This window comes from Pseudomonas sp. HMSC063H08 (assembly GCF_001813645.1).
GTDB classification, from domain to species: Bacteria; Pseudomonadota; Gammaproteobacteria; order Pseudomonadales; family Pseudomonadaceae; genus Pseudomonas; species Pseudomonas aeruginosa.
The window spans coordinates 196,875-211,511 of record NZ_KV813369.1; the positions used below are offsets into that span (position 1 = coordinate 196,875).

Here is a 14,637-nt window from a genome sequence, read left to right on the forward strand (position 1 = left end):
CCCGCCGGCAGCGGCGATCAGTGGCGGGTCGCCAACTGGTATTCGAGCTTTTCCTGGTCGCGTGCGAACAGGCGGATGCCTTCGGCCAGCTTTTCGGTGGCCATGGCGTCCTCGTTCATCTGCCAACGGAAAGCGCTCTCGTCGAGCACCTGGCGCGGCTCGCCTTCGCCCGGCAGCAGCAGGCGCGGCAGCTCGCCCTGGGCGTCAGCCAGTTGTTGCAGCAGGTCGGGACTGATGGTCAGGCGGTCGCAGCCGGCCAGTTGCTCGATCTGGCCGAGATTGCGGAAGCTGGCGCCCATCACCACCGTCTTGTAGCCGTTGGCCTTGTAGTAGCGATAGATGCGCGAGACCGACTGCACGCCGGGATCCTCGGCGCCGGCGTAGTCGCGGTTCTCGCTCTTCTTGTACCAGTCGTAGATGCGCCCGACGAACGGCGAGATGAGGAACACCCCGGCGTCGGCGCAGGCCACCGCCTGGGCGAAGGAGAACAGCAGGGTCAGGTTGGTCTGGATGCCCTCGCGTTCCAGAATCTCGGCGGCGCGGATTCCTTCCCAGGTGGAGGCGATCTTGATCAGCACCCGCTCGCGGTCGATGCCCTGTTCGTCGTACAGCTCGATCAGGCGGTGGGCGCGGGCGAGGGTGGCCTCGCTGTCGAACGACAGGCGCGCGTCGACTTCGGTGGAAATACGTCCGGGAATGACTCCGAGGATGTCCTTGCCGACTGCCACGGCGAAGCGGTCGCAAGCCAGTCCGGCGTCGCCGCCGCTACCCGCGGTAGCCTGTCGAAGGTGCTCGGCGTAGCGCGGCAGGGCAGCAGCCTTGAGCAGCAGCGACGGGTTGGTGGTGGCGTCCACCGGCTTCAGGCGGGCAATGGCATCGAAGTCGCCGGTGTCGGCGACCACCGTGGTGTATTGCTTGAGTTGTTCCAGCTTCGAAGTCATGGCGAGGTCTTGTCAGGTGGGTTCTTGGGAAGAAGAATCCCCCGACCTTACCCGAGCCGCAGGCGCGGCTCAATGGGAGCTATCGCCCCGCCAGAAGTTCCAGCGCCTGGTCGAAAACCCGCAGCGGATCGGCGGCCTTGTGCACGTCCACCGAGAGCAACTGGCGGAATCGCCGGGAGCCGGGGAAGCCCTGGGCCAGGCCGAGGATATGGCGGGTCACGTGATGCATCGCGCCGCCTTCGGCCTGGTGTCGCTCGATGTACGGACGCAGACGGAGCAAGGCCTCGCTGCGACTGAGCGGCGGCGCTTCGCTGCCGAACAACTGGCTGTCCACCGCGGCCAGCAGGTAGGGGTTGTGGTAGGCCTCGCGACCGAGCATCACGCCGTCGAAGGTCTGCAGATGCTCGCGGCAGGCCTCGAGGGTCTTGATGCCGCCGTTGAGGACGATCTCCAGGTCCGGGAAGTCCTTCTTCAATTGCGCCGCGACCTCGTAGCGCAGCGGTGGCACCTCGCGGTTCTCCTTGGGCGAGAGCCCTTCGAGGATGGCGATCCGCGCATGCACGGTGAAGCTCCGGCAGCCGGCCTCGCGTACCTGGCCGACGAAATCGCAGAGTTCGGCATAGCTGTCGCGCCCATTGATACCGATGCGGTGCTTCACCGTCACCGCTATCTCCACCGCATCCAGCATCGCCTTCACGCAGTCCGCCACCAGCGCCGGATGCCCCATCAGGCAGGCGCCGATCATGTTGTGCTGGACCCGGTCGCTGGGGCAGCCGACGTTGAGGTTGACCTCGTCGTAGCCGGCCTCTTCCGCCAGCCGCGCGCAGGCCGCCAGTTCCGCCGGCACACTGCCGCCCAGTTGCAGCGCCAGTGGGTGCTCGCATTCGTCGTAGCGGAGGAAGCGCTGGCGATCGCCGTGCAGCAACGCGCCGGTGGTGACCATCTCGGTGTAGAGCAAGGTGTGACGGGACAACTGGCGCAGGAAGAAGCGGCAGTGGCGATCGGTCCAGTCCATCATCGGCGCAACGGAGAAGCGGCGGGAGAGTGTAGGGCGCGTCATTGCTGGCGTTGAGGCTTGATTCATCAGGTCTTTTGTGTGCGCTTTATCGGTGCGTTTTTCGGGGTTTTCGGGAATATTTGGCGGGTTGGTGGTAAAAATTACCACTCGCCTAACGCCTTTTACCACCGGGACCGGGAGTTACGATGGCCACTATTCGCGCTCGGCGCAACGCCGATGGAACGGTGATGTACACCGCGCAGATTCGTATCAAGCGCGGAGGCGCGCAAGTCTATCAGGAGAGCGCAAGTTTCAGCCGGAAAAAGGCCGCTGAAGCATGGGCGCTCCGTCGGGAGGCTGAATTGGCGGAGCCCGGTGGCTTGGAGCGGGCGACGAAAAAGGGGGTACTGCTTCGGAACATCATCGCCCAGTACCTGGCCGACCGGGATAAGACTCGCCCGCTGGGTAAGACCAAGATCGCCACGCTGACCGCCATCGCCGCTTCCCACCTGGGCGATACCATCGACCGGGATATCACCAGTCAGGTGCTCGTTGACTATGCGCTGTGGCGCATGGGGCCGGACGGGGGAGGGGTGAAGGCGCAGACAGTTGCCAATGACCTGGCACATCTTGGGTCGGTGTTAGGAGTGGCGGAGGCAGCCTGGGGGTATCAAGTCGACCCGGACGTTATGGCGAAAGCCCGCAGAGTTCTCAAGAACCTGGGTTACAAGTTGCGCAGCAGGGAGCGTGATCGGCGCCCGACACTTGAAGAGTTGGATCGGTTGTTCCAGGCGTTCGAGCGCTCATGGCGATCGCGGCCGACCTCGATGTGCATGGCGAAGGTCGCTGCCTTCGCATTGTTCTCCAGCCGAAGGCAGGAGGAGATCATCCGTATCCGGTGGGCGGATCTGGACGAGGCCCGGGGCGCCGTCCTGGTCCGGGACATGAAGAACCCAGGCGACAAGTGGGGTAACGACGTGTGGTGTCAGCTACCCGAGGAGGCAATGGCGGTCATCAAGAGTATGCCGCGGGCCTTCGAGGAGATCTTTCCATACACCACCGATGCGATTCAGGGGGCATGGAGTCGCGCGATCACTGCCGCAGGTATAGAGGATCTGACGTTTCACGATCTGCGCCACGAAGCGATCAGTCGGCTGTTTGAGCTGGAGTGGGACATTCCCAAGGTGGCTTCGGTCAGCGGGCACCGAGATTGGAACTCTCTTCGGCGATATACCCATCTGCGTGGGTCTGGCGATAAATATGCTGGCTGGGAATGGCTCCCGAAGGTCCTGGCGATGCCGGTGTCCTTCGGGGAATGGGTTTCCAAGAAGAAGTCAGGCCGCCGGTCGGGCTCGGTTTAGCCGTTCATGGTCTTTCAGGGCGACCTCGCGCTGTTTGTCCAGATACGCCGCCAGGTCCGCCAAGTGAATGCCTCTGGCAGCCTTCTGGCTGGACTCGATCCGCGTGATAGGGATCTGGATCTGTCCGGCCAGGACCTTCCGCTGGAACTGCTCGACAGTCAGGTGACTGAAGTAGTCGGCGCATACTCTATTCAGCGGGATGATGGCGAGGCCGTTGTACTGGGCCATGAGAAGGAACAGGGTATTCATCAGTAGCACCCCGCTTGCCAGGCGGCCAGCGTGCGGAGGGCTGGGAACACCTCTGCAGCGAGCACCGCGGCAAGGCCGAGGGCGGCGATGATGCCGAGTGCGGTCAGTGCTCTACGCATTGTTGCTCCCCCTCAGTCTTGTTGATGTTGGACAGTGCGTGGGCGCGCTGGTCGAACCAGACGGAGGTCAGTGGGCGGGATACGCCGGCGCACGGTGCGGAACCGGTCAGAAACTCGGTGGAGTGCTCCACGCTGAACTCTGGAAGGTCGACCACCTCGACGATGGGGCGGCTGTCTTGTTGGGTGTTCTGGCTCATGCTGCCTCCCTCATGGTTTCTTCGGGGAAGAGGGGGTTGGCTTTGAGGAGGGCGTAATAGGGCTTGGGCGACACCGAGTTGCCGCACATCTTCACTTTGGCCTTGTTGCTGAAACGGCGGCCGTCGTGCCCTACGTCGATCTTGTAGGTCTTGGGGAACCCTTGGATCAGGAACAGCTCCAGCGGCGTGAGCATCCGCATGCCGATATCTACGATCACGTAGGGATTTCCCTTGATCGTCACGGTCACCAGTGCGAGGCGGTCGCGGGTGGTGATGGTGGCGGCCGGATCTCGCGGATCGTAGGTGTTGTCGGACCCGTAGTACCCCATGAGGAAGGCCGCCACCCGCAGCGCACCGGCTTCGTTCTCCGGCGATAGCGTGCATTCCATGAGCGCCAGGTCATCGGCGCCGGCGGTTATCGCTGGGGCTCCTTCTCGGAGATCGCGGCCGGTGCAGCCGTTGCGCAGTGTTACTAAGCTGGCGGTCACGACGTTCTGTTGGCTCCCGCTGGTGGTCAGGGCGGTGGCTGGCTCCGCAGGATGGCGGCCGAGTGTCGCGTTGTACCCGCCATTGTGTTGCGCCAGGTAGGCGACGCCCACGGCACGGTGGTTTTCAGTAAGGACCGTGCCGGCCGGTTGTCCGCAACTGGTCGGTTTACCGCCGTAGGAAGGGCCGCCAGCGCTCACAAGTACGGGGGCGACAACGGCGAAATGGCCCCCTTTCACCTCGCTACAGATAGTTCGCGCGGGCTCGTTGGCTGGCATGTTGCGTTGGTTGCTTGCGTTGGCATGCTCAGTGATGAATGGGGCAAGCGTGGGCTGAGCTACAGCGAATCCGTGGCCTCCGGTGATGGTGGCTGCGGGCTCGCGCACGGACTGACCCCGGAACCCGGCGCCACCGTGATTCACGCTGACGATGAATGGATCGGCGTGATCGGTGACGTATTTCTTTACGCCCTTGCGGAGCCTGTCGAGCGTCTTCCTGACGAGGGGGCGGCGTACCTTGAATTTCTTGCCTTCAGTCGCGTCGAGGAAGATCGACGGGCACGGAATGCTCCAGTCAATGTGCGTAGCCACGGGAACCCATGGGAGCTGGTCAGGGCCTGGGGTCTTGGCGTGGGTTGGCTCTGGCCAGTTCAATGGGATGCCATCGCGGCGCGCGATGAAGAACAGGCGTTCCCTGGTGGTGGCGGCGCCGAAGTCCGCGGCAACGAGCTTGTCGTAGTGGTACTGGTAGCCCATGTCTCGGAGCAGGCGAAGGAAGCGCGCCCAGGTGCGTCCTTTGCGCTTGGGGTCCGGTATCAGGTACTGGCGCTGTACGGGTACGCGCTCGCCTGGTTCGGCTACGCGGTGCATGGGCTTGCCGGTGGTTGGGTGCGGCACCATGTCGAGAGTGACCACCCGCTTGGTCTGCGGGCAGCGTTTGGCGATCAGCGGACCCCACTGGAGGATCTGCATCACGTTCTCCATGGTGAGCATCAGGGGACGTGTTTGGCCTGCCCACTTGATCATCATCCATGACAGCGACCGACTTTCCTTGCTGCGGGGCTGCCCACCTCTGGCTTGGCTATGGTGGGTGCATTCGGGGCTGGCGTGCAGTCTGCCTACGGGCCGCCCGCGAGTTGCCACCCGAGGCTCTACCAGGCGGATATCTTCTCGGTAGTGCGTGGTCTGCGGATGGTTGACGATGTGCATGCTCACGGCATCGTCGTCATGGTTCACGGCGATATCGACGAACTCGCCAGTGGCTTCCTCCATGGCCTCAGAGGCCCCGCCGCCGCCGGCGAAGAGATCGATGTTCAGATATTCGCGAAGATCGAGAGGGAGCTGGGCCTGGTAGATGGCCTGGGCGAGATCGTGGCGACGGAAAGCGGTCATGCCCGTCCCCCTTCGGCTTTCTCCAGGCGCTGGAGGAGGTCGGTGTTCGCGATGCGCAGCGCGGCAATCTCTTGGTTCTGCTCGCGGATCTGCGCGCACAGCGTGCGGATCAGTGCGTTATCGGTGGGCTTCGGTGGGCGCTTTCCCCCCTCGACAAGCTGCGCGGGCGAGCGAGTCATTAAGCGAAGCGTGGCTATGTGCTTCGCGCCCCGGCGCAGCCTTTCGTGGGGTATGCGTGCCTTCGGCGTGTGCTGAAGGTTGGGTTGGAATATGCCTGCTGCTGCGCAGCAGTGGCTTTCTATAGCGCCACCCTCGGGCATCGGTTGGCGGCCTTGGGCGATGGCGATCAGTTGGATGCGACGTGCCAGGCCGCCGCCGCGCTTTTGCGCGGCCGGGGCTTGGGTGCTGTGGGTGGCGTGTGCCAGGGCGGCGCCCTGGTCTTGTGCCGCTACGCGGCTAGCCGGGATAGTAGTCATCGCGCTGCCTCACATGCACATCGGGGCGGTGTCGCCGGAGTAGTCGAGGTCGACTGACTCCCAGCCGCTCGGACGAAGGTGGTAATCGATCTCGCGGATCTGGTCGCTGATATCGGCCATCGTGATTTCCCCGCGTCGAGCAGCGTCCTCGTCCCACTGCGGCTGGGCGCGGCGCAGGCGGGTCAGGCTGTCGACGTGGTGGCTGCGGTGCTTCAGCAGGTCGTAGGTGGAGAGGCTGGAGTAGTTCATGCCGCCTCCTGCGCTTCAGCTTCTGCGCTCTGGCTGGCCAGCTCCGTGATGGCGAGCCGCTGGAGGATCGCGGCGAGCTGCTGTTGGGCTTCGGCGTCTGCGTTGCGCTTGGTGGTGCCGGTCTTTTGGAACTGTCGAGCGTGGCCGCTGAGGAGGCGACTGGCGGTGCGGATGGCGTCCAGTTCTTCGGCGGCCAAGTTCTGCTCGCGGAGGAGCTTCGCGGTCTCAGCCTGCCGATGATTGGTCGCGATGCTTGTCTCCAGCTCCGTCTCCAGGCGCTTCAGTTCCGCTTGTTGCTCTTCGTGGCGCTGCTGCCAATCCGCAAGTTTCTCGGTGGCCTCGGCTTCGATGCTTTGACGAAGCTCCTTCTGGTCGCTGATCTCTTCCTCCTGCTCATCTATGACCTGTTGCAGGCGCTGGGCATTGGTGCGCAGCTTGATCAGGTCGGTATGCAGCGCAGTCAGTTCCTGGCCGTGCGAGACGCGGCAGAGATAGAGCGCCTCGTCGACCGCCTGCTGTTGCGAGTTCTTCCGGTCTTTGCGGCCAGCAAGGTAAGCGGTGGCGATCAGGATCAGCAGCGCGGCTAGCGTGGTGGCCGCGAGAATGATGTGTTGGGTATGCATGGTGGTTTCTCCATTGGTGGTGGATGGCCGGTGGTGGCGGCCGGTGTGGTTACTCGTTACTGCCGGGTCGGGCATATGCCTCGTCGGCCTGCCAGGCTCGGGAGTCGATCAGGGCCGCAAGGTGGCGTACGTCAACGAACAAAGGCGCCTTGCGGCTGGGGTCCAGGGTGGTCAACGGGAGAGCTATCCGCTTGGCCTTGATGGCCAGGCTGAAGCTGTCTTCGTTGAGGTTCCTGAAGTACCTGGTGCGCAGTTGCTCCAGCGGGATCAGTACATCGCCGAACGTGCGGTAGAGGAGTTCCACCGTCTCCGGGCGTGGGGCCGGAGTCAGGCGAAGCTCGGGTTGGTTGTCGTGCGGAGTGCTCATGCGGCGGCCTCGTTGAGCACGGCTACCGCGTCCTCGATGCCGCTGGCTGCTTCGTTGAGTTGGTCGACGATCTCTTCCATGCGCGCTCCGCGGTTGCTGGCTTGCAGGCTCTCGGGCATAGCGTTCAGGGCCTCCTCCTCCTCGCTAACCAAGGTTTCGATCTGCTCGCGGATCTCTTCGAGTTGAGCGGTGATCTGTTGCAGTTGGCGTCGGCGTGCGTTGTTCATTTGGTCCCCTTCGGGTGGTTCCAGGCGATCTCTACGTGGGTTCGTACAAGTTCCCGTAGGTGTTCCGGCACCCGCTCCAGGGCCGCCCTGCGTTCCTCGATGGTTCGAAGGGCGACGATCTGGCGGGCGTATTCGCGGGGCCGGGGCTCGTCAGCCAACTTCGCGGCGGTCCGGGGCCGCTGGGGCGCAGACGCGGGGGATGCCGAGCTTGTCGGCCAGCCATGCCACTCCGGCCGGGCGCACTTTCGTCGAGTGGCTGTACTGCATGCCGAGTTCGGGGTGGTGCCAGGACGTTTCCTTTGCGCGCAGGTAGAGGCGGTCGCGGACCGGTGCGGCTGGAAGGTTGCTGCTGTCGAGCAGGCCGGCCGCCTTCATGCGCTTGATCAGCTCGGGACGGCTCAGGCCGAGGCGCTGCGCGGCCTGGTGCAGGGACAAGTCTTTCATCGCGGCCCCCTACGCAGCCTGGTCGAAACGGCGGCGAGCCGGGGTCTCGTCCGCGGTGTCCAGGCGGCCATTCGCGATGGACTCGATGTAGTCGGCCACGGTGTTGGCGTTGGACTGGGAGTCGAGCGGGAGGCCCAGGCTGTTCAGCGTGGAGCCCATTCGAACGATGACGTGGACCTGTCCAGCGCCGCGCTCAATGTCGAGAGTGACGTGGACTGCTTGACGGGTTTCGGCGTCGTAGAGGGCGTGGTTGAAGCGGCCGTTGAGGCTGAGCTGAGCCTTGAGCCGCACAAAGGACGGTTGACGGAGTGCGTAGGTCATGCCGCGTCACCTCCAAACGGGGAGGTGGCGGTTACCACATGACGGCGGCCCGAGGGACGGCTAGCTACAAGCTGGGCTTTGCCGTTGAAGATGACGACAAGGCAGCCAGTGTCGGCCTGGAGGCGTTGGATCTGTTGGGGGGAGGAGGTACAGGCCGGGTGGACGTGTACCGTGGCAGAGCGTTGCATGGTGTTACCTCGTCTCTGTGGTGGAGAGTCGAGGTAACTATGACTAAGGTTTTAGATGCGGTCAACAACTAATGTTTTAGTTCTTGGGGCGAGAGCATCTTGGGATGGGAGGAGCATTGAGCGGTCGAATGGTGGACCACCAGAAAACGCGGCCAAGCACCTTCATTTGTCTTTCCAGATATTGATCGAACGTATAGCTCTCGCTTGGATACTCTTCGTCGTTGTAGCTAACCAGCTTGAGGCCGCCCCCGTCGAGGCGTTCCAGAAACTTCACCCTTAGTTCCCCGTCTTGTTCGATTGCATACAGTTGGCCGGGGAGGATTCGTGTCATTCCGCAGTCAATTCCTATTGTTGCTCCGCTCAGAATAAGAGGTTCCTGGCTCTTACCTGTAACTGTGGCGCACAAGGCGTTTGACGGAGAGACGCCGCACGCACGTAGCGTTGCGTAGGAAAAGCGCAATACTCGGCCGGGCTCCGCCTGGACGGCGGTCCTGCCATGCCCAGCAGCAATCTCAACTTGCTTATATAAGGGGACCTCTACCTCATCATCATCCAGAGGGGTGTTGCTGTCCCAGGGGGAAATGGGTTCAAGGGTAACTCTCGCTGCTCTATCTGCATCTCTGTTTGCTCTGTGCAGAGGAGTAACGGTGGCGGGCATCTCGCCGTTCTCCAGCCATGCAACAGATATACCCATTCCTCGCGCAATGGCACCGGTCTTTCTGCTCTCGCGCGTTTGGCCTTCGAGAATCTTGAAGATAGTGGTTTGTGAGCAGCCCGCCGCCTTGGCGACTGCTGGTTGGCTCATGCCTAGCTGCTCCATCGCATAGCGGAGTCGTTCGGCTAGGGTGGGGAGTAGATCTCTCGGTACGTATTTCATCAGCCCATTCTAAGACCAAGGTTATAGGTTTTGTTTTAACTTTGGGTGTTGACTGGTCTATTCCTAAGGTTGTAGTCTTTGCGCATGTTCTCCACCACAGAGCTATACGCCATGACTGCAACGAAATCTAACGCTACCCAATGCCGCGAGGCACTGGAGGCGGTCCTCTCCTTGTGTAAGGGCAATCAGTCCGAACTCGCGCGCCGATGCGGCGTAAAGCAGCCACACGTCTGGAAGTGGCTCAAGGCTGGACGCGTTCCGGCTGAGCGAGTGCCGACGGTCGTCAGCGCCGTAGGCGGAGCCGTCGAGGCGTGGGAGTTGCGCCCCGATTTGCCTCAATTGTTCCCCCGTCCTGACTCGAAGGTTCGAGTCGCTGCTTAGAGGAAAGTCCCTATGTGCACTGACCCTAATTGTGCGGTGATGGTTACCCGCCGCCGTTCGTACTCTGCTCTGATCGAGGAAGTTCGTTGCAGCGAACTCGATCCCGAAGACCGAGCCCGCTTTGGCTGTGAGGTGGTACGTCGCTATCAGTCCTCGACCACTGAAAGAGAATGTGCTTCGGCACAAAGCTCTTCGAAGACGCTGATCAGTAAAGCAGTGTCGTTGCCGTTGTCACCTTCGAAGTCTTTGACGATCGCTTTTGCAGTCAGCAGACGCTCGTAAGTGTTGATAGCCGCCAGTTTCTCGCTGTCGCTGGCATTGCCATCTTCTTCCAGAGTTTTCAGGCGCGCTTCGAATGGGAAGGAGAATGTTTTTTCTTTGTTAGCAATTCTCATGGATAGCTCCTTGAGGTAGGTGGCCAGCCTTTGCGGGGCTGGAGTTGTGGCAAGTGCCCGATGTTGGTCGGGCTCAGGCCGAATTGTTCCGGAGCCTCTGGCGCCGGAGCAGGCCGACAAAACAGCGTCGGCTCACGTAACAAACCCCTCGCCACCACCGAGGGTGGGCCGGCAAGGCTGATCAGGTTGGACGCACTGCATGCCCAAGCCTGACCGGCCCTGCCATCCCGAACCAAGGCACGGATGCCTTGGGGTTGCCAGCCTCTCCACCACAGAGCTGCTGGCTGTAACGGTCGGGTGATCAGGGATGCCGATCACCCGGCCATTGTGGCAGATGGCGTTTCCACCACAGAGCGGCCATCTGCCTTGTGACCACCATGCAATGTGACCACGGCGCCTACTCTAACAAGGTTGGTGGCGTCGTGGCACTGGCAGTAAACAGGAATAATTGCCATGTCCCGACCCTCGTTCGCGGATCAGTTCGACCGTATGGGCCGCGAGGTGCTTCCCTTGGGCGAAGCGCTCAACCTCGTCGCTCGCAATCAACGCATGTGCCACGGTGGCATCACCGGCTTCGCTCACTCCACCGGCCGCAGCGTCTCCCCCACCTCCCACAAGTTCGATCCCAGCCACACCAGCCACATCCTCAACATCTACGACGTGCTCGACTTCCTGCGGTACGTGTCGGCCGAGGGGCGGGCGGTAGTGCTCGACGCGCTGCATGCCGAGCTGGGCGACAGCCTGTGGTTCTTCGTTTCGCCGCTTCAGTTCTAGGATGTGCCGGCCAGCCTGATTGCCGGCGCCGGCGAGATCCTGCACACGTCGGCCAACGCGGCGACCACCATCGCGCGCCATATCGAGGACGGCCGCATCGACGCGGCCGAGCTGGCGGAAACCCAAAAGCTGGCGATGAGCATCATCCGCGCGGCGGTCGGCCTCTACGAGCGTGCCCGCTACGTCCACCAGACCACCAAGGGCGCCGAACGCGGGGAGGTGGCCAATGGCTGATATCGCGGATCACGCCAATGACCTGGTGTTGGAGCGCATGGAGGCGGCATTGGCTGCCCGAGCGCTGGTGGCGGTTGGCGAATCGGCTCATGAGTGCGAGTGCTGCGGCGAGCCGATCCCGCCGCGCCGTCGCGAAGCTGTGCCGGGGTGCCAAACCTGCATCGAATGCCAGTCCTTCAACGAGCGGAGGGGGCGCCGGTGAGTAACGAAGCCTTGGACGAAGTGCTGAATCAGCTTCGAGACCATGGAATTGAACCCTTCACCAAGCGGAGCCCGAGCTGGGTGTTCGGGAAGTTGGTGCGCTGTAAGGTCGAGAGCGACCGGAACGGGGAGGCTACCGGCTGGTACGTGCTGCACGAATACACCACTGCCAGCGGCAAGACCCTCTATTTCGGGCGCTTCGGCAACTGGCGGCAGGATCTCAACGAGAAATTCAAGCTCAAGGGTGTTCGCCTGACTGCCGAGGAGCGCGAGCTGATGCACGCGCGGCAGGAGGAGGCCAAGCGCAAGGCGGCAGCGAAGGCCGCCTATGCCGCCCAGCGTGCTGCCCAGGGCGCCGCGCGGCTGTGGGAGCGGTTATCGGAGAAAGGCAAGGCGCCGTATCTCGACCGCAAGCAAATCGTCGGGATTGGCGGTCGCTACGGTTACGGCGGGCGTTTCATGGTGCCCATGCGGACCCTCAAGGGGCTGGTGGGACTGCAAATCATCTACCCCGAAAAGCAGCCCGATACCGGCCGGGACAAGGCGTATTGGCCCTACGGCATGCAGAAGGAAGGAGCGTTCTGCCTGATCGGTCCGCGCCCCGAGCCCGGCGAGCCGGTGCTGATTGCCGAGGGGTACGCGACCGGCGTCAGCCTGCACATGGCGACGGGCTGTGCGGTCTGCATCGCCTTCGACGCCGGCAACCTGCTGCCGGTCGGCAAGGCGATGCAGACCGAGTATCCGTCTCGGCCGTTGATCTTCTGTGGCGATGACGACTGGAAGACCACCCGCCAGGACGGGTCGCCTTGGAATCCGGGCGCTCAGGCTGCGGAGAACGCCGCTACGATCCTCGGCGGCCAGTTCGTACTCCCTCGCTTCGGCAGCGAGCGGGAGGAGGGCTGGACTGACTTCAACGACCTGCACTGTGCCGAGGGGCTGGAGGTGGTTCGCGCCCAGGTCATGGCGGTGGTCCGGCCACCGGCTGAGGGGGGCTGGCGTGACTGCCTTCTGCGGATCAAGGGCGGCGGCCTGGCGGCGCACATGGTGAACATCAGTCTGATCCTTCAGAACGATGAGCGCTGGCACGGAGTGCTCGGCTACGACGAGTTCAGCGCCAAGACCATGAAGCGTTGAAGTGGTCGATGGGATTGAACTGGTGCAGGAGCTGGACATGGTGGTTCAGCGTCTACATGAGGATCTAGCGGAAGGAGAGCCCGCGCGTAGCGGGCTCCGAATCGCTATCGGTCGTGGGTACGGCTGAGAGCGCTGTGCGCTGACGAGACCAAATCATCTACATAGAGCCCGGCTACAACGATGCGGCCAAGTCGTTTCTTGATAGTCATCAATCTGCGCGTCTTGGCAATGTCGTCGCATGAGTGGATAGGATGAGTACGCGGCATCGCATCAAGCAGGGTAAGCGTTCGGGGAGGGCATACTGCGATGCGCTAAGCTGTAATCCTTTAGGATTGAGGTATCAACATGGAATGCCACGTTCGTCCCGCTACGAGCAGAGATGCAGCAGCAATAAGCCGCGTAGTTATAGCCGCCCTGCGTGAGTCAAATTCACAGGACTATCCACCTGACGTGATCGCTCAGGTTGAGCAGAGCTTTTCTCCTGAAGCCATTACCACGCAGCTTACGAAGCGTAGGGTCTTCGTTGCCTTACTGGGCGAAAACATTATTGGCACTGCCGGTCTCGACGGTGATGTCGTCAGAAGTGTTTTTGTTGACCCAGCTCACCAGAGAGGCGGTATCGGGAGGCACTTGATGGATGTAATTCATACGACTGCTGCCGGCGCAGGAATTGAAGCTCTACGTGTGCCATCGTCGATTACAGCTGAAAGGTTTTATGCCGTGCTGGGTTATCAGAAAATCCGCGACGAGTTTCATGGGGAGGAGCGCACCATCCTTATGGAGAAGCGGCTGTAGGATTGTAACCGTCTGGCTAACAAACCTGACTTTTTGCTACGGCTATTAACTATGGCGCCCATCACATTCAAGTGGACGCCATTTGCAGCCTTACCAAGCGGATCCCACCCGCTAACGAAAATTTTACTCACGCCTTTCAGCGTTTCAGTGAGCAGACGCGTAGCAGGTCTTTCGGAAAAAATTTTAAAGCAGCACGTTAGACCAATCGTTTCTGGAAAAAGAAACGCTTATGCTGTGGTGGGAACTCATCGAGATGACCGAACTCGGTGAAACCATGTCGTTGGTAGAAAGCTGGTGCTTGGAAGTCAAAGGTATCGAGCCAGATTCCAACGCAGCCCTTTTCACGCGCGACGTCTTCCGCCATATTCATTAGGCGTGAACCCGTGCCTTGCCCCCTCGTTTCCTCAGGTATGGCTAGCAACTCGATAAATAACCAACGATAAAATATCTCACCGTAAAGCCCCCCAATGATGTCGTTGGTTTGCTCATCGCGGACTAGCAGAGCGATTGACTCCGATTTTGGATCACCCGCTTTAGAAAAATTATGAGCCCGTAAGGGTTTAAGGATAGCCGAGCGTTCATTTTCTCCTGGGTTGACCGTGATTTCGATACGAGCATTCATTCGCTAATCCTTGATATCTATACTGGCAGTAAGCGTACGGCCAATACACCTTTACTTAGGTTGAGCCGTATCAGCAAAAGAATCGATTCATATGTGTGAGGTACCGCCTCATGCACATTGGCTTTGGTACCGACATCTACTCGGAGACCCTCGTGCCTTGGTGAAATACCATGTGCCAACCATCTTCGTAGGTTTTCCAAACAGAGCTACGCATTGATAACGACTCATCGCCATTAGCATTTTGATGACGGCATCGGTACGTTGCTAACGCGACACCATCTGCAAGCACACGCAGTTTGAAATCCTCGATTGTCCTTTTGATCCAAGTCTGGGATTTTAGTCCCACGATCACCTCCGCTTTCGTCCAGCTTTTGCCGACAGCTCCAAATTCAACGAAGTCTTCGGCAAGCAGCTGTTTAAGCAGTCGATCATTCTTTCTCGCTTCCGGATCTAGCAACAGCTGTTCAAGCGCTAAAATCTCCAGACGAATATCCATTTCCCTCACCTACCAAGTGTGATTTATATGTGTTTCACAGGGGACAATAGATCACATAAGCGTAAGCGTCCAGCCGCCCCACCCTTGCTCAG

The 14,637-nt window shown here is 61.2% G+C and carries 22 protein-coding genes and 1 pseudogene; 7 read left to right on the forward strand and 16 right to left on the reverse strand.

Features of this window, described 5'->3' with window-relative positions; translation table 11 throughout:
• Positions 1-17: 17 nt before the first annotated feature.
• Together tal and dusA are read right to left on the reverse strand one after the other, a co-directional pair.
• The gene (tal, locus tag HMPREF2924_RS06675; RefSeq protein WP_003090868.1) at positions 18-941 is read right to left on the reverse strand and encodes a transaldolase; all 924 of its coding nucleotides are present in this window, start codon (positions 939-941) and stop codon (positions 18-20) included.
• 79 nt (positions 942-1,020) lie between these two features.
• Complete coding sequence (dusA, locus tag HMPREF2924_RS06680) at positions 1,021-2,001, reverse strand: tRNA dihydrouridine(20/20a) synthase DusA (RefSeq protein WP_016562059.1); 981 nt, start codon at positions 1,999-2,001, stop codon at positions 1,021-1,023.
• Between the two features lie 143 nt (positions 2,002-2,144).
• Between dusA and HMPREF2924_RS06685 the strand changes: the two genes are divergently transcribed.
• Positions 2,145-3,299: a site-specific integrase gene (locus HMPREF2924_RS06685; protein ID WP_003130858.1), complete on the forward strand. Its 1,155-nt coding sequence runs from the start codon at positions 2,145-2,147 to the stop codon at positions 3,297-3,299.
• Here the strand turns inward: HMPREF2924_RS06685 and HMPREF2924_RS06690 are convergent.
• The 11 genes from HMPREF2924_RS06690 to HMPREF2924_RS06745 form a co-directional block, all read right to left on the reverse strand.
• Positions 3,273-3,548, reverse strand: coding sequence for a pyocin activator PrtN family protein (locus tag HMPREF2924_RS06690; protein WP_003130859.1), 276 nt, complete (start codon positions 3,546-3,548; stop codon positions 3,273-3,275). The two genes, HMPREF2924_RS06685 and HMPREF2924_RS06690, sit on opposite strands and share 27 nt — an antisense overlap.
• Before the next feature lie 103 nt (positions 3,549-3,651).
• The gene (locus tag HMPREF2924_RS06695) at positions 3,652-3,864 is read right to left on the reverse strand and encodes a hypothetical protein (protein WP_003130860.1); all 213 of its coding nucleotides are present in this window, start codon (positions 3,862-3,864) and stop codon (positions 3,652-3,654) included.
• Positions 3,861-5,741 (reverse strand): DNA cytosine methyltransferase, encoded by a 1,881-nt coding sequence (locus HMPREF2924_RS06700; protein WP_003130861.1) that lies wholly within the window; start codon positions 5,739-5,741, stop codon positions 3,861-3,863. Before HMPREF2924_RS06700 ends, HMPREF2924_RS06695 begins: the two co-directional genes overlap by 4 nt.
• The gene (locus tag HMPREF2924_RS06705) at positions 5,738-6,217 is read right to left on the reverse strand and encodes a hypothetical protein (protein WP_023094641.1); all 480 of its coding nucleotides are present in this window, start codon (positions 6,215-6,217) and stop codon (positions 5,738-5,740) included. Before HMPREF2924_RS06705 ends, HMPREF2924_RS06700 begins: the two co-directional genes overlap by 4 nt.
• A gap of 9 nt (positions 6,218-6,226) precedes the next feature.
• Positions 6,227-6,466, reverse strand: a complete 240-nt coding sequence (locus tag HMPREF2924_RS06710; RefSeq protein WP_003130862.1) for a diphosphomevalonate/mevalonate 3,5-bisphosphate decarboxylase family protein — start codon at positions 6,464-6,466, stop codon at positions 6,227-6,229.
• Positions 6,463-7,089 (reverse strand): hypothetical protein, encoded by a 627-nt coding sequence (locus HMPREF2924_RS06715; RefSeq protein WP_003126620.1) that lies wholly within the window; start codon positions 7,087-7,089, stop codon positions 6,463-6,465. The genes HMPREF2924_RS06710 and HMPREF2924_RS06715 overlap by 4 nt, the downstream gene beginning before the upstream one ends.
• A gap of 49 nt (positions 7,090-7,138) precedes the next feature.
• Positions 7,139-7,456: a pyocin activator PrtN family protein gene (locus HMPREF2924_RS06720; protein WP_019396880.1), complete on the reverse strand. Its 318-nt coding sequence runs from the start codon at positions 7,454-7,456 to the stop codon at positions 7,139-7,141.
• On the reverse strand, positions 7,453-7,683 hold the full coding sequence (locus tag HMPREF2924_RS06725; protein ID WP_003126630.1) for a hypothetical protein: 231 nt from the start codon (positions 7,681-7,683) through the stop codon (positions 7,453-7,455). The genes HMPREF2924_RS06720 and HMPREF2924_RS06725 overlap by 4 nt, the downstream gene beginning before the upstream one ends.
• A 150-nt stretch (positions 7,684-7,833) precedes the next feature.
• Positions 7,834-8,127 (reverse strand): phage antirepressor KilAC domain-containing protein, encoded by a 294-nt coding sequence (locus HMPREF2924_RS06730; RefSeq protein ID WP_003130863.1) that lies wholly within the window; start codon positions 8,125-8,127, stop codon positions 7,834-7,836.
• Between the two features lie 9 nt (positions 8,128-8,136).
• Positions 8,137-8,448, reverse strand: coding sequence for a hypothetical protein (locus HMPREF2924_RS06735; RefSeq protein WP_023094642.1), 312 nt, complete (start codon positions 8,446-8,448; stop codon positions 8,137-8,139).
• A gap of 264 nt (positions 8,449-8,712) precedes the next feature.
• Positions 8,713-9,513 carry an XRE family transcriptional regulator gene (locus HMPREF2924_RS06745; RefSeq protein ID WP_031690630.1) on the reverse strand — a complete coding sequence of 267 codons (801 nt, stop codon included), beginning with the start codon at positions 9,511-9,513 and terminating at the stop codon, positions 8,713-8,715.
• A 111-nt stretch (positions 9,514-9,624) separates the two neighbouring features.
• Between HMPREF2924_RS06745 and HMPREF2924_RS36755 the strand changes: the two genes are divergently transcribed.
• Positions 9,625-9,894 carry a transcriptional regulator gene (locus HMPREF2924_RS36755; RefSeq protein WP_071536801.1) on the forward strand — a complete coding sequence of 90 codons (270 nt, stop codon included), beginning with the start codon at positions 9,625-9,627 and terminating at the stop codon, positions 9,892-9,894.
• Positions 9,895-10,040: 146 nt separating this feature from the next.
• Here the strand turns inward: HMPREF2924_RS36755 and HMPREF2924_RS06750 are convergent, their stop codons facing one another.
• Entirely contained in the window at positions 10,041-10,289 is a 249-nt protein-coding gene (locus tag HMPREF2924_RS06750; protein ID WP_003130864.1) for a hypothetical protein, read from the reverse strand.
• A gap of 453 nt (positions 10,290-10,742) precedes the next feature.
• Here HMPREF2924_RS06750 and HMPREF2924_RS36025 point away from each other — a divergent pair, with 453 nt between their 5' ends.
• The 5 genes and pseudogenes from HMPREF2924_RS36025 to HMPREF2924_RS06770 all read left to right on the forward strand — a co-directional run bounded on the left by HMPREF2924_RS36025 (position 10,743) and on the right by HMPREF2924_RS06770 (position 13,427).
• Complete coding sequence (locus tag HMPREF2924_RS36025; protein WP_177344956.1) at positions 10,743-11,063, forward strand: hypothetical protein; 321 nt, start codon at positions 10,743-10,745, stop codon at positions 11,061-11,063.
• A gap of 3 nt (positions 11,064-11,066) precedes the next feature.
• A complete protein-coding gene (locus HMPREF2924_RS36030) occupies positions 11,067-11,297 on the forward strand; it encodes a hypothetical protein (RefSeq protein WP_023094646.1) in 231 nt (76 codons plus the stop codon).
• A complete protein-coding gene (locus tag HMPREF2924_RS06760) occupies positions 11,290-11,499 on the forward strand; it encodes a TraR/DksA C4-type zinc finger protein (RefSeq protein ID WP_003130865.1) in 210 nt (69 codons plus the stop codon). Before HMPREF2924_RS36030 ends, HMPREF2924_RS06760 begins: the two co-directional genes overlap by 8 nt.
• Positions 11,463-12,626, forward strand: a pseudogene (locus HMPREF2924_RS06765) (toprim domain-containing protein); the annotation flags it as partial. The gene HMPREF2924_RS06760 and the pseudogene HMPREF2924_RS06765, both read left to right, overlap by 37 nt.
• A gap of 351 nt (positions 12,627-12,977) precedes the next feature.
• Positions 12,978-13,427 (forward strand): GNAT family N-acetyltransferase, encoded by a 450-nt coding sequence (locus HMPREF2924_RS06770; RefSeq protein WP_003130868.1) that lies wholly within the window; start codon positions 12,978-12,980, stop codon positions 13,425-13,427.
• A 196-nt stretch (positions 13,428-13,623) separates the two neighbouring features.
• Here the strand turns inward: HMPREF2924_RS06770 and HMPREF2924_RS33995 are convergent, their stop codons facing one another.
• Both HMPREF2924_RS33995 and HMPREF2924_RS34000 read right to left on the reverse strand, forming a co-directional pair.
• On the reverse strand, positions 13,624-14,049 hold the full coding sequence (locus HMPREF2924_RS33995; RefSeq protein WP_071536795.1) for a GNAT family N-acetyltransferase: 426 nt from the start codon (positions 14,047-14,049) through the stop codon (positions 13,624-13,626).
• A 136-nt stretch (positions 14,050-14,185) separates the two neighbouring features.
• Positions 14,186-14,545, reverse strand: a complete 360-nt coding sequence (locus HMPREF2924_RS34000; protein ID WP_003130870.1) for a nuclear transport factor 2 family protein — start codon at positions 14,543-14,545, stop codon at positions 14,186-14,188.
• Positions 14,546-14,637: the final 92 nt, after the last annotated feature.